This is a genomic window from Actinoplanes campanulatus, from assembly GCF_014647795.1.
GTDB classification, from domain to species: Bacteria; Actinomycetota; Actinomycetes; order Mycobacteriales; family Micromonosporaceae; genus Actinoplanes; species Actinoplanes campanulatus.
Genome location: NZ_BMPW01000009.1, coordinates 23,699 through 47,078, shown reverse-complemented (window position 1 = coordinate 47,078; position 23,380 = coordinate 23,699). Strand labels below are relative to the sequence as shown.

The window sequence follows — 23,380 nt, the reverse complement described above, 5'->3', positions numbered from 1 at the left end:
GGTTACCGGTGCGTTACAGGACATCGAAGTTAGGCTTTCCCTACACAGCCGTCAAGAATGTGCCTAACATCTAGCCCATGCCGTCGAATCCACAGACGCTGATGCTCATGCTGCTCGGCGATTTCGTGCTGGACCGGGACGTGTGCGTCTTCTCCGGCAGCGTGATCGACGTGCTGGACCGGCTCGGCATCTCCTCGCACGCCACCCGGTCCACCCTCACCCGCATGGTCAACCGCGGTCTGCTGCACCGGCAGCGCGACGGCCGCAAGATGTATTTCGGTCTCACCCCGCGCGCCGCCGAAATCCTGCGCGACGGCCGCGCCCGCATCTGGGAGACCGGCGCCGTCAACGACCGCTGGGACGGCACGTGGACGCTGCTCTGCTTCTCACTGCCCGAATCCTGGCAGCGGCAACGCCACGACCTGCGCTCACAGCTCGCATGGTCCGGGTTCGGGCCCTTGCAGGGCGGGCTGTGGATCGCGCCCGGAGCCGTCGCGGCGCAAGACATCGTGGACGGTCTCGGGCTGTCCGCCCACGCCCGCGTCTTCCACGCCCGGGCCGCGGACCTGACCGACATCGGACAGATGGTCAGCGACGCGTACGACCTGGCCGGGCTGGCCGCCCGCTACCAGGACTTCCTGGACCGGTGGGAGGGCCCCGCGCCGTACCCCGACCCGCTGGCCGCGCGGCTCAGCCTGATCGCCGAATGGCTCGGCGCGATCCGCCGCGACCCCCGCCTGCCGGTCGAGCACCTGCCGGCCGGCTGGCCCGCCGTCCGCGCCCAGAAGCTCTTCCGCGACCTCGACGCCGCCTCCCTCTCCCCGGCGCGCGCCCTGGCCGCGGACCTGCTCGATCTCAGCGATGTCCACTATTGATCGCCACAAGGACCCTCTCGAATCCTGAGAACACTTAGGACACTCACCCGAGAGGAACTCTCCGATGACTCGATTCTCACCGGCCGGACTACAACGGTGACGTGACGTGCTCGCGCGGCATGTCGACTCCGGCCGGATCCCCGGGCTCGTCGCACTGGTCAGCCGGGGCGACGAGACCCACGTGGAGGCGCTCGGCACCATGCGTCACGACGGTGGCGCGGCGATCCAGCGGGACACCATCTTCCGGATGGCGTCCACGTCCAAGCCGGTCACCGTGGCGGCCGGGATGATCCTGCTGGACGAGTGCCGGCTGCGGCTCGACGACCCGGTCGATGCACCAGCCCGGCGAGCGCTGGCAGTACCACATCGCCAGCGACCTGCTCGGGGTGCTCGTCGCCCGGGTCACCGGCCAGTCGTTCGAGTCGTTCCTGTCCGAGCGGGTCTTCGGCCCGCTCGGCATGACCGACACCGGCTTCCACGTGCCCGCCGAGGACATCGACCGGCTGCCCACCCTCTACGCCCCCGACCCGCAGACCGGCGAGTTCCTCGTCTGGGACGAGGCGAAGGGCGGCCGCTGGTCCTCCCCGCCCACCTTCACCGGCGGCGGCGGTGGCCTGGTGTCGACGGCCGACGACTACCTCGCCTACTTCCGGATGCTGCTCAACGGCGGCGACGGCATCCTGTCCCGCCCGGCGGTCGAACTGATGACCACCCCGCGGCTCACCACCGAACAGAACACCGCCCGCACCGCCATGGCCCGCGACAACGTACACATCTCCTTCGGCCAGGGCCAGCACGGCGGCTGGGGCTTCGGCATGGCGGTGCGCACCTACCGCGGCGACTACGCCCCGGTCGGCCAGTTCGGCTGGGACGGCGGCTCGGGCACCTCCACCTACGCCGACCCGCAGCACGGTCTGGTCGGCGTGCTGCTCACCCAGGTGGGCGCCTCGAACTCGGCGTCGGCCCACGCCTTCCACGATTTCTGGACCACCATCTACCAGGCCATCGACGCCTGACAGCCGTTCCCGGGTGGGCTGATCGATGCCCGGGCGCCGCCTCCGGCGGGATGTCGCCCGGGCACGATCGGCTTCCGCTCTTGGTAATCGGCAGGGCACACTCGGTGACGTCTGTCTGACCGGCCGAGGGGGTCCCGCATGCCGTTCCTCAATGTCGTCGATCCGGCGTTCGACTTCGCCGCACCGGAGGTGCTGGCCGCACAGGACGCCGGCTGGTTTGCCGACAGTCCACTCGGGCCGATCGTGCTGCGCCACGCGGAGGCGCAGGAGATACTCCGGGACCGGCGCCTCGACCACGGCGGCGACGGCTTTCTGCGGCGGGACGGCATCACCTCCGGGCCGATCTACGACTGGTGGGTGCCGATGGTCGTCAACCACGACGGCGCCGACCACCGCCGTTTGCGCGGTATCGTCGGGCGGGCCTTCACACCCCGCACCGTCGACGGGCTGCGGCCGTTCATCCGGGCGACGGCCGAGGCACTGGCCGACGAGATCGCCGAGGCCGGTGAGACCGAATTCGCCGGCGCGTTCGCCGATCGGCTGCCGCTGGCGGTGATGAGCGAACTGCTCGGTGTGCCCGCCGCCGACCACGACCTCTTCAGCACCTGGTCCAGCGACATCGGCCTGATCTTCGCCCTGGCCGCCGGCGGGGACACCGCGGCACGCGTGGAACGGGCCGTGGTGGGGCTGAGCGGCTACATCGACACGCTGATCGACGAGAGGTCGAAGCATCCGGCCGACGACCTGATCTCGCACATGGTCGCCGCCTGGCAGGTCGACGCGACGGTCACCCGGGAGGAGCTGCGCAACCTGCTGGTCACCCTGGTCTTCGGCGCCCACGACAACACGAGCCACCAGTTCTCCAACGCGATGGTCTGCTTCACCGACCACCCCGGACAGTGGACGCTGCTGCGCGACCGGCCCGAACTGGCCGACCGCGCCGTCATCGAGACGATGCGCTGGCGGCCGTCGGCGGCGAGCGTGTTCCGCCGCGCGACCGAGGACTTCACCTTCCATGGGCTGCCGGTCACCACGGGGACCTTCATGACCATCGCCGTGCCGACCGCGCAGCGGGATCCGCGCGCCTATCCCGGTGGACGGTCCTTCGACATCACGGCCGTCCGCGAGGCGCCGCTGCTCCAGTTCGGCGCCGGTCCGCACTACTGCCTGGGGTCGGCGCTGGCCCACGCCCAGTTGCGGGAGGCGCTCCCGGTCCTGACCCGCCGTTTCGGGCCGCCGGTCGTCGCCGGCGAGGTGAGCTGGCGGCCCCCGATCGGCACCCAGGGACCGGACCGGTTGCCGCTACGATTCGCGGTCGCCGGCTGACCCGCGGCTGGTCACCGGACCTCGGTCGGCGGCGCCCGCCAGTGGCGGTGACCCGGCGCCGCGGGTCTCCGGGCTGTGCTGCGCGTGGGGCAGGCCCAGCACGAACCGGCTGCCGTGGGGGACGGCGTCCTCGTACCAGACGCGGCCGTGGTTCGCCTCGGCGAGCAGCCGGGACAGGTAGAGACCGAACCCGGCGCCGGTTCTCTCGCCGCCGGACCGATCGGCCTGGGTGAAGCGGTCGAAGAGGTGCTCGACGAAGTCCGGCGGCACCCCGTCGCCCTCATCGGTGACGGCGAACAGGACCTGGCCGTCCGCGTTGTCGAGGGTCGCCGACACGTGGATGTCGCCGGGGCTGTACTTGACCGCGTTCGTGACGAAGTTGGTCAGCACCTCGTGGATGTGCACCGGGTCGGCCCAGACGGCGGCTCCGGGCGGCCCGGGGTCGACGCTGACCCTCGTCCGGGCCTTTCGCGTCAGGTTGTCCTTGACACGGGCCAGCGCCTGCTCGACCGGCAGGACGACGGGCCGGGTGTCGATCTCGCCCGGCTCGGCGCGGCAGAGGGCGAGCAGGTGGGCGGCCATGTCGAGCAACTGGTTGACCCGCCTGCCCAGCGTCTGGACGGCCGCGCGGCGTTCGCTGTCGGTGGTGGTGTCCCACTCCTGGGTCAGTTCCTCGGAGTAGGCCGAGATCACCGCCAGCGGCTGGTTGATCTCGTGGGTCAGGGTGGCGATGATGTCGCTCTTCCAGGCGCCCGCGGCCTCCAGCTCCCGATTCATGACGGCCAGATTCCCGGCCCGGCGGCCCAGTTCGCGATGCGCCCGGTCGAGATCCTCGTGAGCGGCCGCGAGCCGGCGGTAGAGACTCGCGGTCTCGGCTATCAGGGCCACCAGCACCACCCCGGAGGAGACCAGCAGAGTGATCCGTGCCATGTAGTAGGCCAGCGTGTAGCGATGCGGAGCGGCCAGGAACAGGGTCTCGGTGGCCACGGACGCGCTGATCGCCACCACCACCCATCCCTCCACCGGCGGCCGGTAACGCAGGCCTCTGATCACCGTGATCAGGGCGGCGATCGTGACCAGCATCGTCGCGGCCACCGCCCAGCGGACGGCCCCGGTCGGTGTGCCGCCGTGATAGATCCGGGGCAGCCACTCCGCCGCACCGACGACGACAGCCGTCACCACGCCCACCAGCGTGACCATCGCACCCGCCGCGACCACGGCGGCCACCCGCCGCCGTCGCCGGGCCACTTCGCTCCACCGGGCCGGCAGCGCCGCGACGACGTACGGTTGCGCCGCCACCAGCGCCGGGAAACCACCCAGGACCAGCAGGAACAGCCACGGTCCGCAGACCTCGGCCCAGATCGAGTCCATGCCCTGGTGCTGGATCCGGGTGAAGACGACGGCGTAGGGAACCATCATCAGGGTGGAGTAGAGGTAGGCCGACGACAGGCCGAGCGTCGCCAGCCGGCCGGCGGCCAGGAACTGCTGCATCAGCAGGTGCGCGGTCAGCAGGTCCGCGGACGCCATGAGGACGAAGAACGCGTTGATCAGGTTCGGGTGAACAGCCATGCGATGGCCGGCGACCGGCGCCACGGCCAGGGTCACCGCGATCACCGTGGCCGCGCAGATCCACAGACCCCGGCGTACCGGGGCAGCCTCCGGCCGTCCCGCGATGCTTACCGGGTTCACGGCCATCGCCCCCAACCCGCCGCAGACTCCCAGGTGAAGGCTACCGGCGAGCACACCGCTCCCGGGGCCGAAAGAGTCAGACGCCGAGGAGGGTGGCGGCGGCGGTCAGGTCGGGGACGCAGGCGGTGGCGGGGGGCGCGTCGGGGGCGTCGGCGTACTCGCCGGTTCGGACCCGGATGGAGCGGGCGCCCAGGGCCGCCGCCACGGCCATGTCCTTGCCGGGGCGGTCGCCGATCACGACCAGGTCCGAGGGGTGTACGCCGAGCGTCTCGGCCACCTGGCGCAGGCCCTCGGGGTGGGGTTTGCGCAGCGTGCGACCGCCCAGCTCGTCGGTGATGACGATGGTGGCGAAGGCGTCCGTCAAGCCGGTGGCGGCGAGTTTGGCGCGCTGGATCGCCGGGTTGCCGTCGGTGAGGCAGGCTACCGGGTAGCGGGCGCTGATCGCGGCCAGCGCAGCCTTCGCGCCGGGGTAGCTCGGCAGGCGGCGGGGGCGGTAGGCGGTGAACGCCGCGACCAGCGTGGGGATCAGGTCGGCGGCCAGGTCGGGGCCGATGCCGTAGGCGGCCAGGGCCCGGTCGATGGTGCCGCCCCGGTCCGAGCCCGCGACGAGCTGGCGGCGGACCGCACGGCTGAGGCGGATCTGGTCGAGGCCGGCGGCGGCGCCGGCCCGGCCCACCGCGCGGGAGGCCCCGTACAGGTAGGTGGACTGTGGGTAGAGGGTGTCGTCGAGGTCGATGACGACGGCCAGCGGGGGCTTCTCGAAGAAGGTCATGACGCGAGTTCCCAGGGGAGAGTGCCGTCGGTGTGGTCGGGTTCGTCGAGGGTGAGCAACGCATCGAGGGCCGGGTCGGCCAGCAGGGCGGCGACCCGGGCGCCGGTGTGGCCGTCACCGTACGGGCAGGGCAGCGCGGCCACCCGGGACAGCTCGGCCGGGGTGCTCAGGTGGTGGGCGGCGGCTACCGCGCGGTCGGCCTCGGCGTTGCTGGTGATTCCGGTGAGGACGGCGGTTCCGGCCTCGACGCCTTCCCAGCGTGGAGTGGAGCGGCGCAGCACCACGACGGGCACGCCCAGGTAGGCCGCCTCCTCCTGGAGGCCGCCGGAGTCGGTGACCACCACGCGTGCGCGGGCCAGGGCGGTCAGCAGGTCGTCATAGGGCAGCGGGTCCTCGCAGGTCACCCCGGTCAGTGCGGCCAGCCGGCCGGCCAGGCCGTGTTCGTGCAGGCGGGCGCGGGTGCGCGGGTGGACCGGGAAGCGGACCGGGCCGATCGCGGCGAGGCGGCCGACGACGTCGACGAGGCGGGCCAGCCGGGCCGGGTCGTCGACGTTGGACGCGCGGTGGGCGGTGACCAGCACTCCGGCGCGGTCGGCGGCCGGCACCGGCCGGACGCCCTTCGCACGCAGGGTGTCGATCACCGGGTTGCCGACCACGAAGATCCTTTCAACGGGTACGCCCTCGGCGCGCAGAAACGCGGCGGCCCGGTCGGTGGGTGCGAAGTGGAGCTGGGCGGTGGCCGCCGCGACCCGGCGGTTGACCTCTTCGAGGCTGCGCGGGTTGAAGCTGCGCAGGCCGGCTTCGAGGTGTGCGAACGGGATGCCGGCCCCTCGGGCGGCCAGGGCGTAGGCGGGCACGGTGTGCGTGTCACCGAGCGCCAGCACCAGGTCGGCGCCCTGATCGGGGAGCACCGCGGCGGCCGCGGTGACCAGGGCGCCGAGGCCGTTCGGTTTCGGCAGGCGCAGGTCCGGGGCGAGGCCGAGAGTGCGCTGGATGTCGCCGCTCATCACGGCGTCCTGGTGCTGGCCGGTGTCGACGGCGGTGACCCGGTGCCCGGCGGCGCGCAGGGCGTGCACGACCGGGGCGAGCTTGATGACCTCGGGCCGGGTGCCGAAGGGCACCAGCACGTGACGCGTCCTCATCATCCCACCGCCACGAACATGCCCTGGTCGATCGCGGGAGCCTGCTCCGCCCGTACCGGGGAAGGGGTTTGAAGGGACGCCGGGCCGGAGGGTGAGTGGGCGATCGGCCTGGCCGCTCCGAAGCCGGGAACCGAGCAGGTGACCGGGTCGAGCGGGTCGGCGACCGGCGTGCCGTCGGCCGTGTAGTAGACCTCGGCGAAGTGGCGGGCCATCCGCACGCCGGGCCGGAAGCCGAGCGTGGGCAGCGGCGCCGACGGGTCGAGGATCGCGGTCAGGTAGGCGCCGACGACGTCGGCACCGGCCGCGAGGGTGAGCGGCAGGCCGCCGGAGAAGCGCGGGTTCACCTCGACGACGGTGACGTCCCCGGAGTCGGCGACGAAGCCCTGCACGTTGGCGGGCCCGGTGTGCCCGACCGCGCGCAGGGTGGCGGCGACGATCTCGGTGACCGCGACCGACGTGAACGTGGTGCCGCGCACGGAGACGCCGCCGCGGGTCTCGTCACGCCACCGCGGTACGCAGGCGAGCAGCGTGCCGTCCGGCCCGACCAGGGTGTCCGCGGTGAATTCGCGGCCGGTGACGCGGGTCTGCACGACGGCGCCGGGCACCGCGGCGAAGGCACGGCCGAGATCGGCCGGGTCGTCGACCAGGACCACGTCGCGGCTGCCGCGGCCGCGGGCCGGCTTGACGACCCAGGGGCCGGGGACGAGGCCGAGGGTGGCCGGGGTCCAGGCGGTCGCCGGGTGCGGCACACCGGCGGCGTGCATGGTCCTCGCGAAGGCGATCTTGTCGATGCAGCGTTCCGCGGCGGCCGGGTCGGGCAGCCAGGTCTTCACGCCCAGCTCGTCCATGGCGGGGGTGAGCGGGGCGAGGGCGGCGTACTCCTCGGCGACCGTGCAGACCAGCGCGGCCGGCCGGTGCTCCTCGAGGACGGCGAGCAGGGCTTCCGCGAAGCCGGGGTGGCCGGCACAGGGCAGTACGGCGCTGCGGCCGGCCAGGCGCAGCCCGGCCGCGTCGGGGTTGGCATCGAGGGCGAGCACGTGGTCGCCGGCCGCCTGGAGGGCCTTGACGACGGCGACACCGGCCGGGCCGCCCGCTCCGGTGACGGCGACGAGGCGGCCGGTCTCGGCGATGGACCGCTGCCCGGGTGCGCGCATCAGCCAGGCGCGGGCCCACAGGCGCAGCGCGATGACGTCGCCGCCGGCGACCGGCTCCCACTGGCGGGCGGCGACCACACCGGCCAGGGTGTCCAGAACCAGAGGATCCGTTTCGTACGAGGCGACCGCCAGCAGGGTGGCGGTGTGCACGCCGAGGCCCTTGCCGGCCAGCTCGCGGATGATCTCGGCGCGGCGGGCCGGGGTCTCGTGGCCGACCCGGTAGTCGATGCGGCGCTGCTCGCGGCGGCGGGCCAGGCGGCGCGACACCGCCTTGGGCAGGATCCGCCGGTGGACCACGGCGGCGATCTGCACACCGGGCTCCCGGGTGTCCTCGACGGGCACCCGGTGGCCGAGCCCCGGGCGGGCCCAGGCGGCCGGGCGATCGGCGGTGTGGCGGCCGGTGCGGTCCTGTTCGGCGCGCTGGGCGTCGTACATCGTCAGTCCGATCATGATGAGGAGTCCGATCAGGGTGTAGGCGAAGTTGAGGACCGCGCCGATCCAGTCGTGGAAGAAGACCAGCGCGTCGACGGCGAAGTAGCGGCCGGCCAGCAGGGAGCCGAGCAGCCGAACCTGGTTGGCGGCGAGGACGAAGACGGCGGCCGCCAGGAAGCCGGGAAGGGCCTGCGGGCGCTGCCGGAGGGCGACCACGGCCAGCGCGGCCAGGGCCAGCACACTGCTCAGGATCGAGCAGGATCCGGTCATCTCGGCGACGACCGGTTCCAGGTTCGGGCCGAAGACGATGAAGCCGTCGCCGAGCGCGCCGGAGACCCGGTCGACGCCGAGCAGGTCGATGATCCGGGAGGCCAGGGTGACCTCGAAGCGGCGTACCGGGTCGATGAAGAGCAGGTAGCCGCCCACACAGCCGACCACCGCGCCGATCAGCTCGAGCAGCACGAGCTGGCGGCGCAGCGGTGTGGCGGCGGGCCTCCAGCGGCGTTCCCGCCGGGCGAGCGCCCGGTTGAGCCGCTCCTCGACCCGGCTCATGTCACACCCGAGCGGGCCGTCTTCGACCAGGTGTAGAGGGTGCCCCACATGCCGTCGAGGTAGGCCTTGGTGGCGGTCAGGATGGACATCCCGAACGCCGGGATGAACCCGATCAACATCCACACCGCCCTTCGTTCCACCCGGCCCAGCACCAGCCCGACCGCCAGCTCGGTGAACGGGCCGGCGAAGAGCAGCGCCGACAGCGACACCATGGAGACCGCCGACTGGTCGCCGATCCCGAGGGCGCGCAGGACGATGAGGAGAAGACCAAGACCACACAGCACCGGTACGTGGTAGACCCAGAGGAAAAGCATCGTCTCGAGCTTCTCCATCGGCGACAGGTGACGGGTCGTGAGGATCGGCCGCCAGTAGTCGCGCAGGCACTTCTGATGGCCGCGCGCCCACCGGTAGCGCTGCTTCCAGAACCGCCGCGAGGAGAGCACCGCCTCCTCGAAGTCGACCGCCGACGGGTCGTAGCGGACCCGCCATCCGTCGAGCAGCAGCCGCAGGGTGAGGTCGGTGTCCTCGGTGACGGTGTGCGGGTTCCAGCCGCCGAGCGCCCGGATCAGGTCGGTCCGCACGGCGCAGTTCGCCCCGCCGTACGCCGGGAGTTCGAAGAGCGCCTGCCGGCCGTACTCGTTGACCAGGTAGCCGGACAGGTAGTCGATGAAGATGGTGGAGGCCAGCGACGACTCGACGCCGTTGCGCACCACGCACCGGCCCATGACGGCCCCGACCCGGGGGTCGCGGAAGTGGCGTACCAGCCTGCGCAGCACGTCCGGTTCGGGCTGGTGGTCGGCGTCGAAGACGACCGCGATCTGGGCGTCGTCGACGAGGGCGAGGGCGTCGTTGAGCGCACCCGACTTGCCGCCGCCCGCGCCGGTCCGCCGGTGCAGCACGCGCAGCCGCGGGTCGGCGGCCGCGAGCGCGTCCAGGCGGGCGCCGGTGCCGTCGGTGGAGGCGTCGTCGACGACCACGACGGTCAGCGCCGAGTGCGGGTAGTCCAGCGCCAGCAGGGCCGCGACCATGCCGTCGACGACGAGTTCCTCGTCCTTGCAGGCGACCAGCACGGCCACCGGCGGGGTGAACGACTCGGCGCCGACGAGCGGGGCGTCCAGGTCGCGTTCGGTCCAGCGGGCGGCGGCGACCGCGAACCCGAGGTGCCGGAAGAAGAACAGCAGAAAGACCACGTTGAGTACGGTCGCGATCCAGCCGAGCGTGGAGTCCAGCCCGAGGACCGCGACGGTGACCGCGAAGACGGCGAGGTGGGCGAGCAGACCGAGGCGGTGGTGCGGGGACACCGCCCGGCGGCGCCCCCGCCCGGTCATGCCGCTGTCCTGGCCATCAGGTAGTCGCCGGCCCCCACCAGGTCGTCGGGGAGGACCGGCAGCGGGGCCAGATCCCAGACGAAACGGCCGGGGACGAACGCCTCGGCGTACCGTATGCGGGCCTGCGCCCCGAAGTGGCGGGCCGACGCGGCCACCACCTCGGGGTCGACCATCGCGGAGCTCTCCACCTGGCTGCGGTGACACGACAGGGCGTCGAGCTTGCGGTCCAGGTGGGCGGCGATGTCGACGTACACCGACGGCTCGAACCTCGTGGTGGACGGGCTGCGGTAGTGCAGCACCCGGCGGATGTGCCGGGCCGCCGAGACGGTGGCCGCGGCGACCGCCCGATGGTCCTGGTGCGAGTCGTCGGGCGCGTGCACGTAGACGACGTCGGCCCTGGTCCGCTCCAGGGCCCGTTCGATGAGGGCGATGGTGGCGGCGTCGGCGCTGACCGCACAGTCCACCAGGTTCCCCCAGATGAGCAGGCAGTCGAGGCTGCACGCGGCGGCCTCCGCCTCGGCGCGCCGGCCGGCCGTGGCGCCGGGGCCGCTCTGGCCACCGGTGACCACCAGCATCGTCACCGCGTCCCCGGCGGCCCGGTGGGCCGCCAGGGCTCCGCCGCAGCCGAGCTCGATGTCGTCGGGGTGCGCCCCGACCGCCAGCACGCTGCGCGTCACGAGACCCGGGCCCCCCGGCGCTTGCGCCACACCGTCACCGCGACGGCGACGACACCGGCCGCCAGAAACGCCAGGATCGGGCCGAAGCCGTTGCCACCGGCGGGCAGGCTGACGTCGTTGCCGCAGGTGGGGCGCTTCCAGTTGGCGGTGACCTCCTTGCCGCCGACCTTCCAGGTGACGCTGGTCTCCTTGGTGACCCAGCCGGTGGTGAAGGACGCCTTGTGGGTGCCCGGCTGGAAGACGGTGGTGACCTTGGCGTCGGTGGACATGGTGCCGCCGTCCAGCGTGAGCCTGTTGTTGTCGCCGGCCGCGATGGTGCCGTTGGCGGAGGCGTTGCTGACGTAGCCGAAGACCGCCCGGTACTTCCCGCTGCCGCTGTCCTTGACGACACAGTCGCAGGTCGGGGTGCCGGACAGGGTCTTCCAGGTGGCCGCGGCCGGGCCGCCGTTGAACAGAAGTGCCGCCGCGACGGCCGCGACCAGGGCGACGGCGCCGGCTGCCAGCGCGGCCCGGGGCCGGCGTAGCAGGGGTGGAACGAGACGCATGACAGATGACCTCCGGGGTCCGAGTGATGGCGCGACGTGTCTGATCGGTCGCGCCGTCACCGGCTTGAGGAGGTCTAGTCGTTCAGTTGATCACTGTGCTTGTCGAAGCCGATGTACAGACGGGCCGCCGCGTTGGCGCCGAGCGCGCCGAGCGTCTCCAGTTCGCGCAGCCGCAGCAGGGCCGGATGCTCGGCGTACGCCTGGGCCGCGTCGGCGAGCCGGCGCAGCGCGTCGACCTCGGCGTCGGCGCGGATCCGCTTCGCCTCGGCGTCGGCCTCGGCGGCGAGCCGCTCCCGGTCCGCCTTCGTGCGCGCCTCGATCATCTGCGCCTCGGCGAGCCGCTGGGCGGTGAGCACCCGGTTCATGACGTCCTGGAGGTTGCCCGGGAAGATCAGGTCCTTCACGTCGGCGCGGATGATCTCGACGCCGTAGCCGGCCGAGACGCCCTCGACGTCGCGCAGGATGTCCTCGCTGAGCTGGTTGCGGTTGGTGAGGATGCCCTCGAGCGTCATGGACGCCAGCGAACGCCGGGCGGCGAGCTGGACGTCGCTGTAGACGCGGTCGCCGTAGTCGGCCACCCGCTCCACGGCGGCGACCGGGTCGACGACCCGGAAGTGGGTGATGATGTTGACGCGGACCGCGACCTTGTCGACGGTCAGGATCTCCTGGCCCTTGATGTTGAGCTCACGCTCGCGCAGGTCGACGATGAGGATCTCGACCTTCGGCACCCGGCGGCCCCACCGGCTGACCGGCACGTCGTACCGGCCGGGATCGAGGACCTGGTCGAACCGGCCGTCGACGTAGCGCAGGCCACGGAATCCGCTACGAATGATCACCTCACTGGACATGGGCACACCTCTGTACTTCTACGAGAAAGGGTGGCCCCGTAGCGGTTCCGATGTGAAGGATCGGTCGCGGAGGATGGCAGCGAACAAGCGTGGTTTCATCGCCAGTGCGCACGCTGCTTAGGCGCTTTCTTCTGAAGCCGCCGGGGCCGCACCGAGCATGGCAAACCCCCGGCGGTACGTTCAACGCAATATCAGCCGCAGCGCCAGCCGCCGTGACGGCGCGTCGTAGTCGTCGGCGTCGACCACCGCATGGAGGCGTACGCCGTCGCCGGTGACCTCCCGGATCGTCAGCCCCTCCACCTTCTCGGCGCCGGGAATCTCCACGAAACCGCCGTCGAGCAGGGCCAGCCCGGAAGCGAGGACCGGGCCGTCGTCGACCGCGTTCGGGGTGTCCTCGGCGGCGGCGCTGACCAGCACCCGCCCGTCCGGCAGGGTGACCGCGTCGGTCACCGCGAAGGCCACGCCGTCGACATCGCCGAGGTCGTGCACCCGGACCTCGCCGACCCGGACCAGGTCGGGCGGGGCCTCACCGCGGACCGCGGCGAGCAGGGCGGCCGCGTCCACGTCGGCGGAGGCGCTCGGCGCGCCGGCCGTCAGGTTGCCGCGCTGGAACCAGCGCAGCCGGTCCCCCACCAGGCAGGCGCCCTCCAGGTTGAGCTGCTCCTCGGCGAGGCCGAGGGCGGCGGCGACCGCGAGGTAGAGCGGCCGCAGGTCGGCGACCGTGTAGCCGGACGAGCCGACCAGGGAGGCGCGCATCCGGTTCGGTGAGGAGCCGGAGCCGAGCAGCAGCACCTGCCCGCCGGCCAGGGCGCAGGCCGCCTCGAAGTCCGGTTTCAAGTGTTTGGTGCCGGCCGCCGCACTGAACTCGTCCAGCCCGCCGATCGGATCGATGACGCGGACCGGGGTAATCGAATCCGGTCGCCACCAGGCGGCGTGGGTGGCGTCGTCCTGCACCACCAGCCAGCCGTCGCCGAACGACGCGATCGCCGACGCGGACCGCACCGGTGAGCCGTCGTCGAAGGTCAGTGTCGCGCTGTCCTCGATCTCCAGTCGCACGACCCTGATCCTGCCACTGTTCAGCGAAGTTTCGCGCCGTAGACGCGGTTCACCCGGAGAGCCATCAGCACGCGCCGGTCGGAGACCATGGCCTGCCGGTACTCCTCCCAGTCCGGGTGCTCACCGGCCGCACTACGGTAGTAGCCGACCAGGGCCTCGACCTCCGGCCCGTACGGGTCGGAGCCCGGCCCGGTGAGCGTCACCGGCCCCTCGGCGGTCGCCCACGACCAGCCGTCCGCGCTGGTCACCTCGATGGCGGCCCGTGGATCACGGCGCAGGTTGGCGGTCTTGGCCCGCCCTTCGACGATGGACACGTAGATCGTGTCGGCGTCCCGGTCGTAGTAGGGCGTCACCGGCGACAACTGCGGCAGGCCGTTGGCCTTGATCGTCGCCAGCACTCCGAGCCGGGCGGCGGCAAGCAACTCACGAGGATCGAACTGGTCAGCGCTCATAACCCTGCCAAGCTCTCCTGGTAGGCCGGGTATTCCGGTTGCCGCATGACCATCCGTCGCGCCACGGCGACCAGGTGATCGTCGTACAGCGCGTCCTCACCGAGTGGACGAAACGCTCCCGGGGCGTGGGTCCTCAACGTCGCCGACCTGCCCGGCCCCGCCCCCAGCGATCTGTTCCTGGCCGAGCCGCCCCTGCACCGCGACGACCTGGTCCGGCTGACCACCCCGACGCGCTCCCGCCAGGAGATCCGCATCCGCTGATCGGGGGCGCTGCCACGTTCCCGGGTAGGCGCCGGGCGCCTACCCGGGGCGCGCTGTCAGGCGGCGGTGGCAGGCGCGTCGGCGGTCGTCGCGTCGGCGGAGCGGCGGCGGGCACGCAGCACGAACTGGGTCGCGCCGACGAGCACCAGCACGCCGCCGACCCCGGCGAGGATGTAGCTGCCGGTGACGTCGTTCTCCTTCTGCTCGTCGTAGGAGCGCTCGGTCGTGGAGCCCCGCCTGCTCGTCTCGCAGATGTCGCCCTCCTGCATCACCTGGCCACCGCAGGTGACCTGGTCCGTCGAGGTCGCATTGAGCAGCCCCAGCGGGATCAGCACCAGGCCGATGATCAGCGCGGCCCAGCGGTTCTTGGCGATCGTGAACAGCAGATTCATGTCTTCCTCCCCGATTTTTCGAACGGCACCATAGCGCCAGGAGGGCAACCCAAGATCACATCAATCCGCCACATCACCACAAACGACACCGACATGTGACCTGGATCACGACAGCGGGGCACCGCCGTTCCGGTCATCGATGCCTCATCGGCACCAGTCGCGGACAGAACGGCGCCATCCGGCCGGCGCCGTTCTATCGCGACGTCGAGGAACTGCTCGCCGAACGCGGCATCCACGTCGATCACGTCACCGTCTACCGGTGAGTACAGCGGTTCACCCCGCTGCCAGCCGAAGGGGACAACCGGCCCGGGTTCGCCGGACCGGTGCCGTCCGACCCGACCAGAGCTATTCGTCCTCGACGGCGCGGGTGATCAGGTGGCGTAGCAGTCTGGTGGCCACGTCCCGGTCCCGGCTGAACCGGTAGGTGTAGAAGTCCTCGCTGTCCGGGACAGCCGTGGCGACCAGGGCTGCGGCGGTAGACGGGGTGATCATGGCGATGGCGGTCTGGTTGAACAGCGGGTTGTCGTTCGACAGGGCCGCCATGTGCACGCGTCGGATCGGGCGTAGATCCGCGTCGGGGGCGAGCAGAACGGTCATCGCGCTGTTACGGGCGAGCTGGTTTGCGGTGGCCAGCGGTGCCCCGGAGGGGAACCGGCCGTTCGGGCAGACGATGGCCATCGCAGCGGGGATGTCACTGCTTGTGGCGGTGCTTTCCAAACGCGCGGCGAGTTCCCGCACCAGGGCTCCCGGCGCGATGATCTCCTCGCCGGGCAGCACGAGCGGGTCGGAGTCGTCGTCATCGGCCGTGACCATTCTCGGCAGGGTGATGCGGTCGACGCCTTCGCTGGACAGCTGGGGGACCGTCGCGCCTGCCCCGAACAGGTAGCCCTGCCCGAGCCGGGCGCCCAGGCTGGTGGCGACCGGAAGTTGATTGTCGTATTCAACGCCTTGGGCGACGACGAGCGCGCCGGTGGCCTGGCGGTAGCCGGCCACAGCGTCCAGCACCATCGCGGTGTGCGCGTTGGGGGCATTGGCCAGCAGAGCCATGTCGAGTTTGATCACGTCAGGTGCCAGGATCGGAAGTAACGCGAGCGCGTCGGTGCTCGCGCCGAAGTTGTCGATGGCCACCCGGACGCCGAGGGCACGGACCCGTTCGGCTGCGGCCAGCGCGGTGAGCGGGTCGCCGGTGAGCACCGCATCGTCGATCTCGGCGACGACCGTGTGCCGGTCGACAGCCTCGCGCAGCTGGGCGACGAACTCGTCGGGGGTTTCGGCGAGCAGCCCCTGGGGCAGCGCGTTGACGAACAGCAGCGTCTTGTCGGGCAGGGCCACCTTCAGGACGGCGTCCGCGGCGACCGCCCGGGCGAGCATGTCGAGTTCGGCGAGCAGGTTCGTGGCCGCCGCAGCGGTAAACATCGCGGCGGGGGAGGCGAACGGGGTGTTCACCGGGCCCCGGGCGAAGGCCTCGAAGCCGACCACGTGTCGGTTGTCCAGGCTGACCACCGGCTGGAACTCAGTGGTCAGCAGCCGCTGGTCCACGATCTTCTCGATCGTCGTGCTTTCGGTCGGCCGTGGTGTCCTCAACCGCCCGGCCACCGTAACCACCGAGGTGGGCAGTGGCGTCTCGCGCAGGAACAGCATCGTCATACGGTCTCTCGCCTTTTCTACGGATCACGGAGCCGCCCGGCCCCCCTCTAGCGCCCTTCTATCGGCGGCATACCCCGACTCGCTTTACGACACAGATGTATGACGTAGGGCACCACGCACTGCCGGCCGGCTGCTTGGCATCGACATCAGCGGCGCCACCACATGGCGGCAAGCCATGGCCCGGCGCACGCCGAGCACCGGGCATTCGCCGCGCTGGGGCCGGGCATCGACACCGGTGCACCTCGGCCCACCGGGCGATGTCCGCCGTCGGCGTGGCGCGTGCGAGGGCTACCTGGTAGGCCCCGGCTCGGTCATCGACGGCCTGCCGTACACCGTCACCCACGACCTGCCGATCGCACCGCTGCCCGCATGGCTGACCCGCAAGCTGACCGGCCGCGGCCGCGCCGGCGTAACCGCCGCGGGGGTGGCACCGTGATCCGCCTATGCCTGGTCGCCGACGACGTCGACGAGCTGCACGCCGCGGCCGCCGCGGCGCTGCTGCATTGGGTGATCGGGTGCTGTGGTGCCGGTTGGCCAGGTGATCAGGCATGGTGGGCCGGTGAAGTCCGTAGCCCGTTCCGGTCCGCGCTCTTCTGCTCGATCAGCGTTCGCGGGGTTCCGGTTCCCGCCGGCGGTGATCGTGGTGGCGGTGCGCTGGTACCTGCGTCACGGCCTGTTCTACTGACGGCCCGCCGCGACGCGGTGGCGGCTCTCAAACACCACCTCCGGCCGATGCGCGGGCTACGGACCGACCGCACCGCCCAGACCGTGATCACCGGACATGCCTTCGTCCAGAACCTCCGCCGCGGACACTACGAACTCGCCACCGAGACTGCACCCATACGGCGGGTCGCCGCAGCGTTCACCGAACTCACCCACGCGATCTGACCCATGACCGGGCCAGGCTGAACGCATCTCCCAATCGCCCAAGGCAACAGCGCCCTTACGGGCATCCTCATCCCGTTCCCAGCCGCCCAGACAGCCGGCGGCCAGTGGGCGGAACCGGTCGAACCGGCCGGCGACATCCCGCAGCCAGGTGCACCACTCGATCAATGCGGCGCCGATGGTGGCGACGGTCCGCTCCGGGGCGGTGACCGGAGACGAAATGCGTCGATCTTGGATGTGGTGCACGTCACCGGAGCGGCGGATTCCGGGCCCCGCTCCCGCCGGGCTGTGATCGCATGATCACCTGTCGTTTCCGCCGCAGGTCAGCGACCGAGAGGGGCACGCAGATCGCGCCAGCGCGGGTGGTTCACAGCCAGGACACAGACGAAGACCGATTTGACCGCGCGCGCGACAATCCCACCGATGAACACCGATAAGCGCGCCGCGGCGTCCCAGGACAGCATGTCCGCTGAACCTGCCAAGGTCGATGAGTCGGCTGAACCCACGGTCGCCTTGACGGAACCCGGCGAACTCGGTGACGGTGAGCTGACGGTCGCGTTGCCGGCCGAGGAGATCTCCGAGACGACAGTTGGCTTGTCGTCTTCGGCTGGGTCCGAACCGACGGCTGATCTGTCGGCGGTCCCTCCGGCCGCGAATTCCGTCTCGGAAGGGACTGAGTCCGAGCCGACAGTGACCTTGTTGGCGGCCGAGATCACCGACGCGACGGTCGCACCCTCAGCGTCGGAGGCTGCCGAGGACACGGTCGCCCTCTCGGTGGAGGAGGCGGCTGAAGAGACCATCGCCCTCCCGATAGAGGATACGGCCGAAGAGACCATCGCCCTCTCGGCAGGGGAGGTGGCCGCGGCAGTAGCCGCCGCGTCTGCGGTGGATGAGTCCGAGCCGACCACAGTGGTCTCCGCCGAATCGGAGCCGACGATCGCGCTGCCCAAGCCCCGGAGCTCACCGGAATCGACGGTGGCACTGCCGGTCAGCCGGGAGTCCTCGCCCGCCCCGGAGCCGACGATCGCCCTGCCGATCCCGCCCAAGCCGGCGCTCCAACCCACGTCGGAGTCGACGGTCGCCCTGCCGTCCGTGCCGGCCCCTCGGTCCGCGCCGACCGTCACCCCGCCGCCCGCCGAACCGACGATCGCCCTGCCGGCCCCTACCGTCGTACCGCCGCCGGGGAAACCCGTCGCCCGCCGCCGCCTGCTCTGGGCGATCCCGGCAGCCGCCGGCACCGCCCTGATCGGCGGCACGATCGCCGCCCTGGCCGGTCGCGGCGAACCGGAAGCGGCCAACGCCCCCAAAGCCCCCAACCTGGTCGTCAGCGAGCCCGCCCCCTCGCAGAGCCCGACCCCGGCGCCCACCACGCCCAAGCCCACGACCCCGATCATCAAGGTTCCGGTGCACACGCTGAAGGACTTCCGCAAGCTGGTTCCGGGCGACCCGTTCCCCACCGACGCCATCGCGCTCACCATCGACGACGGCCCGCACCCGGTGTGGACGGCCCCGATCCTGCGCCTGCTGGAGAAGCACCACGTGCCGGCCCTGTTCTGCATGATCGGCAACCAGGTCCTCGGCCACGAGCCCACCGCCCGTGACGTCGCCGCCGACGGCCACCAGATCGCCAACCACACCTGGAGCCATCCGCTCAAGCTGGCCAAGCTGCCGCCGCACGTGATGCTCAAGGAGATCCACCGCGCTCAAGACAAGATCTACAGCACCACCGGGGTCGCCCCGAACCTGTTCCGCTCCCCCGGCGGCGCCTGGTCCAACGGGCTGGCAGAGTCGGTCTCCAAGAGCGGCGTGATCCCGATGGACTGGACCACCGACCCACGCGACTGGGCCCGCCCCGGCGTCGCCCACATCACCAAGCGTCTGCTCGCCGCCAAACCCGGCCAGATCCTGCTCTGCCACGACGGCGGCGGCGACCGATCCCAGACGCTGGCCTCCCTGAAGACCGTCATCCCGGCCCTCCAGGCCAAGGGCCTGAAGTTCGTCGCCCTCATGTGACCGTCGACGCGCCCGGCCTGGGACCGGCTCTGGCTCACCCGCGGTCTCGCGGCTCAGGTCGCCGCGCGGCGGTGCGGCGGCCGCGACTGGGCACGGCGCCACCCGATGGGTTCATCGCGCCGGCCAGGCTGCTCGCCAGCAGGGCGCAACGATGTTCGTCAGTCGATGCGGCACTCGCTCGGGGCCGGTGGGCGGCCGATGTCGTCGCCGACGAAGGTGATCGGCAGGTCCAGGGCCAGTTCACGGGTGGTGGTGAAGCCCCACCAGCTGACCTCGAACGGCAGGGTGGTGATCTCCCGGGTACCGCCTTCCGGCATCGCCGGCTGGCAGGCCATGTCGAGCGACCAGAAGACTCTTGCCTCGTCCCCGGCGCTCAGCGTCACCTCGCGGGCCGGTGTCGCGTTCCCGTCCTCGGCGTCGAGCCCGGGCAGGAACGTGACCTGCTGCCGGTCGAACCAGGTACCCGCGTCGGCGAGGTCCAGTCCACGCACCGTGAAAGGCAGACGGCCGTCGTTGCGGATGCTGAAGGTGGCGGTAACGGTGTCGACGGGTCTCCCCCGGATCAGCATCCGGGCGTCCTTGACCCCGTCGTTCGCCCAGGTCATGCCGTTCCCTAGACCGACGAGACTGCCCGCGCCGAGTCGAGGGCGCCCCCACCACACGACGGCGGCGAGGAGAACGAGCGCGGCGGCGACCAGCGCGGCCAGCTTGCGCCATGGCCGCCATGGCTGAGGGCCGGTCCTCGTTGCAGCCACTTTCTCACGCATCGATAGCATTCTTGCCTTCCCACTGTGCCGCTCTGGAGTGCGGCCCGGCAATGATGCCTTACCCCGGCAGATCTGTCTCGGCCGTCGATCTGCCCCCAGGCCGGCACCCAGGGCCGTTGCGTTCTCGTGGGCAGACGCTCTGAGCTGGGATGATGTCGAGTGATCGGCCTATATGGAGGCGGATGGAGCGGGTGAAGCCCTCAAGGTGATCATGGAGTTCTTCACGCTGCACGATCACCGAGGACTCCACCCGCCGATGGCATCATCTCTGATCTCCGTACTGACCGTGACAACCCCTGGCATCGACACGCCACCACCGCCGGTCACCGACGGTGAACGCGGCGGGCTCCTGCCGCCGTGAGCCTTGTCCCGGACCCGCGCAATCCTCGCGGGGTGCGCTATCCCCTGGCAGCGTTGCTGGCGGTCGCGGTCTGCGCGGTCCTGGCCGGCGCCACCTCGTTCACGGCGATCGCCGACTGGTTGTACGACCTGGACGAGCCGGATCAGCAACGGCTCGGGTTCGACCGGGGCGTGCCGGCCGGCACCACGGTGTGGCGGCTACTGACCCGCCTCGACGACGCCCTGGTCAGCAGCGTCCTGGCCGGCTGGCTCCGGGCCCGCACACCGGCGCCGGTCGCCGGTCGGCCGCGCCGCTACCGGACCGTGATCGCCGTTGACGGTAAAACGCTGCGGGGTGCCCGGCCGGCCGATGGCCGTCAGGTGCACCTGCTGTCCGCGCTGGACACCGGCACCGGCATCGTCCTCGCCCAGGTCACGGTGGACACCAAGAGCAACGAGATCCCGTCGTTCACGCCGCTGCTCGACGCCGTGGAGAGCCTGCTGGGCAGCCTTGCCGGGGTGCTGTTCGTCGCCGACGCACTGCACACCCAGACCGGCCACGCCGAGCAGATCACCCGCCGCGGTGCGCACCTGTTGCTCCAGGCCAAGGGCAACCAGCCCACCCTTCATGCCCAGCTCAAGGCCGTTCCCTGGGCGCAGATCCCGGTCGGTGACCGGACCCGCGACCGTGGTCACGGCCGCAAGGAGACCCGCACGGTCAAGGCCGTCACCCTGCAGATCCCGGGCGGGATCGCGTTCCCGCACGCCCGGCAAGCAGTCCGGATCACCCGGACCCGCACCGTCGAGGGCAAGACCAGCCGGGAGACCGCCTATCTGGTCACGTCCCTGTCCGCGGCCGATGCTCAGCCCGCTGACCTGCAGAAGTGGGCCAGATCAGAATGGTTGATCGAGAATCAGGTCCATAACGTCAGAGATGTCACGTTCCGTGAGGATCTTCATCAGGCCCGGACCGGCACCGGACCCGCCGTCATGGCAACCCTGCGTAACACCGCGATCGGCTGGCACCGCATCAACGGCGAAACGAACATCGCCCGCGCCAACCGACGCGCCGACCGCCGTTCAAACGACCTCATCACGGCCGTGACCAGCAGCTACCCGAACACGCAATGACCCTGGGCCGGCACCGCCGTCACGAGCCGGGGCCGAGCGTTCCAACCGCGCCTTGTCGTGCCGATGTACGCGCACAGCGTCGCGGAGCGCCAGCCACCCACGATCCGGGTGGCGAACAATTCTATTTCGAACATCTCCCCGGTTTTGCCGGTCCATTAAGAATTGATCGGATACCGGTTGTATTCGGTGGTTCTTCCGTTCTTTTTGTGTGGTGGGCTGAGGTGAATGCGACAACGCCGGAGCGCGGGGCGCCGCTGAGGCCGTGATCGGGTGCTGGTCAGGCTCATTCGTGACGATGCCACCTCGAACAGTGGGTCGTCGGGGCGGCCTCGGTGGCCGTGCCCGGAACCGAGTTGCCGGTTTGCGGCTCGAGCTGTCAGCGGCCGGCAAGCCGAGGTGAGGGATCCCGGTAGGGGTACAGCATCGCCCTTGCAGCCCGTGGGCCGGTGTCGCGGGTTTCGATGGCGCCGCGACGGGGGTCGCGCCAGTAAAGCCTGGGGAACCGATTCCAGCGGCCAGCGTGGCGGCGACGCCGCGCGCAGTTGCCTGACCTGTGCAGACGGACTCGCTGTCGGGCGCGTCGGCGAGTTCGCGGGGTACGGCGTCGAGGGCGCTTCAGTCGTGCGTGGCGTGGGCGGTGCCGGCGGTGTGGTTGCGGTCCCGCAGAGGGACTCGGTTGCGGCAGGCGGTCTCCGGTTGTCCGGTGCACACCGTGCGGCAGCCCGTGGCCGCGGAGCGGCAACGACCGGCGGCACGGTGGGCGCGGCGGACGGCGCGACAGGCACAGCAGGCAAAGCAGGATTGCCCGCGTCGGCAGGCACAGCAGGATGGTCCAGGCGGGTCGGCGCGACAGGCACAGCAGGATGGTCCAGGCCGGTCGGCGCGACAGACGCGGCAGGGTGGCCCAGGCCGGTCGGCACCGGTTCGGCGGCGCCGTCGCGACGGAGGCGGCGGAGCTTCTCGGCGTGGCGGCGCTCGAGACCGAAAACGCGACGCCGTTGTTGCGCGCGACGGAAATCCTCCCGCTCGGGAGAATGGTTACGCGCTTTCGCAGGGTTGCGCATCTCCGCTATATGCGCCCTGCTGAACAGCGACCCTTGCCTCATAGATGAATTCTTTCGCACTTCGATCACGAAGTGTAAGCGGATGATCATGCCATTCTATTTTCATCCGCCAAAAACAGTTGAACCACGATGGCCGAAGCCGGCGACGGCAAGCCGTAAACGTGCGGGCGATGACTAATCATGCCGCCGAGAGCGCATCCCTGTCATCAGGTCATTGCCGGTACTACGGTGTCTCGAGGTCGCCGAAGTCGAAGTCGAAGTCGGGGTCTGAGACGTCAACCGAATCGACGGAGCTGCCGAAGTCACCGAAGTCACCGAACGCATCCAGTACCGCGGTGATCGCCGGGTAGGCGCATATGGCGAACACCAGGAAGAGCATGCCGACCACCACCGTGGTGACGAGCCGTCCGCCGCCTTTTTGCGCCGGTGTCGCTTCGGAAGGCTTCTGGGGGTCGTAGATCACGGGGACTTCGGTGCCGATGATGTGGGATCGGAACCCGTCCAGGTCGGCGAGTGCTGTCGTCACTTCCTGGCCCGAATCGGTTTGGAAAGTGACCACCGGGCGGAAACGGGTCTGGCCGTCCGACCAGGATTCCAACTGGTTGTCGACCACGCGGGCGGTCGTCTGCCGGCCTGAGGCGGTGAGGGTGCGCAGCTTGCTCCAGTGCCTCACCGCGGCGACGATCAACCCGGCGCCCACCAGGGCTGGGACGCCCGCGAAAAGGGCCGTCACAACGTAATGCCACCAGGGCGACTCACCGATCATGGCGTGACTGTAGAGCACGCTCGCGAAGGGCTGGGCTGCCGAACACGGGGGCGAATCCGGCCCTCTCCGACGCCGCAAAGAATGTGGCGATTCGGCAAGGCATTCGTAGGCGCTGGTGAACGGCGTCACGGGTCGACGGGCGAGCGACCGGACAGCGTCGAGGGAGGTCTTCGGCAGACGCGCTTCAACCGGATCGAGGTTCGCCAGTGCCGCCGCCAGAGGGCTTTCGCCGCAAGTGGGCGTCTTTGAAC

The 23,380-nt window shown here is 70.9% G+C and carries 23 protein-coding genes and 2 pseudogenes; 10 read left to right on the top strand and 15 right to left on the bottom strand.

Annotation, left to right across the window (positions count from 1 at the left end; genetic code table 11):
- The first annotated feature begins 77 nt into the window (after window positions 1–77).
- The 4 genes and pseudogenes from IEZ13_RS18435 to IEZ13_RS18425 all read left to right on the top strand — a co-directional run bounded on the left by IEZ13_RS18435 (window position 78) and on the right by IEZ13_RS18425 (window position 3,217).
- Window positions 78–875: a PaaX family transcriptional regulator gene (locus tag IEZ13_RS18435; protein WP_183223382.1), complete on the top strand. Its 798-nt coding sequence runs from the start codon at window positions 78–80 to the stop codon at window positions 873–875.
- 106 nt (window positions 876–981) lie between these two features.
- Window positions 982–1,161 (top strand): annotated as a pseudogene (locus IEZ13_RS46600) (serine hydrolase); the annotation flags it as partial.
- Between the two features lie 46 nt (window positions 1,162–1,207).
- A complete protein-coding gene (locus tag IEZ13_RS18430; protein ID WP_229794781.1) occupies window positions 1,208–1,891 on the top strand; it encodes a serine hydrolase domain-containing protein in 684 nt (227 codons plus the stop codon).
- A gap of 138 nt (window positions 1,892–2,029) precedes the next feature.
- The gene (locus IEZ13_RS18425; protein ID WP_183223380.1) at window positions 2,030–3,217 is read left to right on the top strand and encodes a cytochrome P450; all 1,188 of its coding nucleotides are present in this window, start codon (window positions 2,030–2,032) and stop codon (window positions 3,215–3,217) included.
- On the opposite strand, the gene IEZ13_RS18420 is transcribed toward IEZ13_RS18425, so the two are convergent.
- The 11 genes from IEZ13_RS18420 to IEZ13_RS18370 form a co-directional block, all read right to left on the bottom strand.
- Window positions 3,194–4,906, bottom strand: coding sequence for a sensor histidine kinase (locus IEZ13_RS18420; RefSeq protein ID WP_183223378.1), 1,713 nt, complete (start codon window positions 4,904–4,906; stop codon window positions 3,194–3,196). The genes IEZ13_RS18425 and IEZ13_RS18420 overlap by 24 nt on opposite strands.
- A 76-nt stretch (window positions 4,907–4,982) precedes the next feature.
- Window positions 4,983–5,678 (bottom strand): HAD family hydrolase, encoded by a 696-nt coding sequence (locus IEZ13_RS18415; RefSeq protein WP_183223376.1) that lies wholly within the window; start codon window positions 5,676–5,678, stop codon window positions 4,983–4,985.
- Entirely contained in the window at window positions 5,675–6,820 is a 1,146-nt protein-coding gene (gene wecB / locus IEZ13_RS18410; protein ID WP_183223374.1) for a non-hydrolyzing UDP-N-acetylglucosamine 2-epimerase, read from the bottom strand. The genes IEZ13_RS18415 and wecB overlap by 4 nt, the downstream gene beginning before the upstream one ends.
- The gene (locus tag IEZ13_RS18405) at window positions 6,820–8,958 is read right to left on the bottom strand and encodes an ATP-grasp domain-containing protein (protein WP_183223372.1); all 2,139 of its coding nucleotides are present in this window, start codon (window positions 8,956–8,958) and stop codon (window positions 6,820–6,822) included. Before IEZ13_RS18405 ends, wecB begins: the two co-directional genes overlap by 1 nt.
- A complete protein-coding gene (locus IEZ13_RS18400; protein ID WP_183223370.1) occupies window positions 8,955–10,286 on the bottom strand; it encodes a glycosyltransferase family 2 protein in 1,332 nt (443 codons plus the stop codon). Before IEZ13_RS18400 ends, IEZ13_RS18405 begins: the two co-directional genes overlap by 4 nt.
- Window positions 10,283–10,963: a PIG-L deacetylase family protein gene (locus IEZ13_RS18395; protein WP_229794780.1), complete on the bottom strand. Its 681-nt coding sequence runs from the start codon at window positions 10,961–10,963 to the stop codon at window positions 10,283–10,285. The genes IEZ13_RS18400 and IEZ13_RS18395 overlap by 4 nt, the downstream gene beginning before the upstream one ends.
- Window positions 10,960–11,508, bottom strand: a complete 549-nt coding sequence (locus IEZ13_RS18390) for a hypothetical protein (RefSeq protein ID WP_183223366.1) — start codon at window positions 11,506–11,508, stop codon at window positions 10,960–10,962. Before IEZ13_RS18390 ends, IEZ13_RS18395 begins: the two co-directional genes overlap by 4 nt.
- Before the next feature lie 74 nt (window positions 11,509–11,582).
- Window positions 11,583–12,356: a slipin family protein gene (locus IEZ13_RS18385; RefSeq protein WP_183223364.1), complete on the bottom strand. Its 774-nt coding sequence runs from the start codon at window positions 12,354–12,356 to the stop codon at window positions 11,583–11,585.
- Window positions 12,357–12,536: 180 nt separating this feature from the next.
- Complete coding sequence (locus IEZ13_RS18380) at window positions 12,537–13,412, bottom strand: DUF6929 family protein (RefSeq protein WP_183223362.1); 876 nt, start codon at window positions 13,410–13,412, stop codon at window positions 12,537–12,539.
- 20 nt (window positions 13,413–13,432) lie between these two features.
- Window positions 13,433–13,864 carry a PPOX class F420-dependent oxidoreductase gene (locus tag IEZ13_RS18375; protein WP_183223360.1) on the bottom strand — a complete coding sequence of 144 codons (432 nt, stop codon included), beginning with the start codon at window positions 13,862–13,864 and terminating at the stop codon, window positions 13,433–13,435.
- Window positions 13,865–14,181: 317 nt separating this feature from the next.
- Window positions 14,182–14,517: a Trp biosynthesis-associated membrane protein gene (locus IEZ13_RS18370; RefSeq protein WP_183223358.1), complete on the bottom strand. Its 336-nt coding sequence runs from the start codon at window positions 14,515–14,517 to the stop codon at window positions 14,182–14,184.
- 176 nt (window positions 14,518–14,693) lie between these two features.
- On the opposite strand from IEZ13_RS18370, the pseudogene IEZ13_RS47940 reads away from it, so the two are divergent.
- A pseudogene (locus IEZ13_RS47940) lies at window positions 14,694–14,777 on the top strand (IS6 family transposase); the annotation flags it as partial.
- 85 nt (window positions 14,778–14,862) lie between these two features.
- Here IEZ13_RS47940 and IEZ13_RS48225 read toward each other — a convergent pair.
- Window positions 14,863–16,164: an EAL domain-containing protein gene (locus IEZ13_RS48225; RefSeq protein ID WP_183223356.1), complete on the bottom strand. Its 1,302-nt coding sequence runs from the start codon at window positions 16,162–16,164 to the stop codon at window positions 14,863–14,865.
- A gap of 175 nt (window positions 16,165–16,339) precedes the next feature.
- On the opposite strand from IEZ13_RS48225, the gene IEZ13_RS18355 reads away from it, so the two are divergent.
- Both IEZ13_RS18355 and IEZ13_RS47925 read left to right on the top strand, forming a co-directional pair.
- Window positions 16,340–16,600 (top strand): bifunctional DNA primase/polymerase, encoded by a 261-nt coding sequence (locus IEZ13_RS18355; RefSeq protein WP_183223354.1) that lies wholly within the window; start codon window positions 16,340–16,342, stop codon window positions 16,598–16,600.
- Window positions 16,597–17,052, top strand: a complete 456-nt coding sequence (locus IEZ13_RS47925) for a hypothetical protein (RefSeq protein ID WP_183223352.1) — start codon at window positions 16,597–16,599, stop codon at window positions 17,050–17,052. Before IEZ13_RS18355 ends, IEZ13_RS47925 begins: the two co-directional genes overlap by 4 nt.
- A 320-nt stretch (window positions 17,053–17,372) precedes the next feature.
- Here the strand turns inward: IEZ13_RS47925 and IEZ13_RS18345 are convergent, their stop codons facing one another.
- Window positions 17,373–17,765, bottom strand: a complete 393-nt coding sequence (locus tag IEZ13_RS18345) for a hypothetical protein (RefSeq protein WP_183223350.1) — start codon at window positions 17,763–17,765, stop codon at window positions 17,373–17,375.
- Here IEZ13_RS18345 and IEZ13_RS18340 point away from each other — a divergent pair.
- Window positions 17,749–19,062, top strand: coding sequence for a polysaccharide deacetylase family protein (locus IEZ13_RS18340; protein WP_183223348.1), 1,314 nt, complete (start codon window positions 17,749–17,751; stop codon window positions 19,060–19,062). The two genes, IEZ13_RS18345 and IEZ13_RS18340, sit on opposite strands and share 17 nt — an antisense overlap.
- 158 nt (window positions 19,063–19,220) lie before the next feature.
- On the opposite strand, the gene IEZ13_RS18335 is transcribed toward IEZ13_RS18340, so the two are convergent.
- Window positions 19,221–19,829 (bottom strand): hypothetical protein, encoded by a 609-nt coding sequence (locus IEZ13_RS18335; protein ID WP_183223346.1) that lies wholly within the window; start codon window positions 19,827–19,829, stop codon window positions 19,221–19,223.
- 211 nt (window positions 19,830–20,040) lie between these two features.
- On the opposite strand from IEZ13_RS18335, the gene IEZ13_RS18330 reads away from it, so the two are divergent.
- Entirely contained in the window at window positions 20,041–20,190 is a 150-nt protein-coding gene (locus IEZ13_RS18330) for a hypothetical protein (protein WP_189285748.1), read from the top strand.
- Window positions 20,187–21,299, top strand: a complete 1,113-nt coding sequence (locus IEZ13_RS18325; RefSeq protein WP_183223344.1) for an ISAs1 family transposase — start codon at window positions 20,187–20,189, stop codon at window positions 21,297–21,299. The genes IEZ13_RS18330 and IEZ13_RS18325 overlap by 4 nt, the downstream gene beginning before the upstream one ends.
- 1,287 nt (window positions 21,300–22,586) lie before the next feature.
- On the opposite strand, the gene IEZ13_RS18320 is transcribed toward IEZ13_RS18325, so the two are convergent.
- Entirely contained in the window at window positions 22,587–23,129 is a 543-nt protein-coding gene (locus IEZ13_RS18320) for a DUF3592 domain-containing protein (RefSeq protein WP_183223342.1), read from the bottom strand.
- Between the last annotated feature and the right edge of the window lie 251 nt (window positions 23,130–23,380).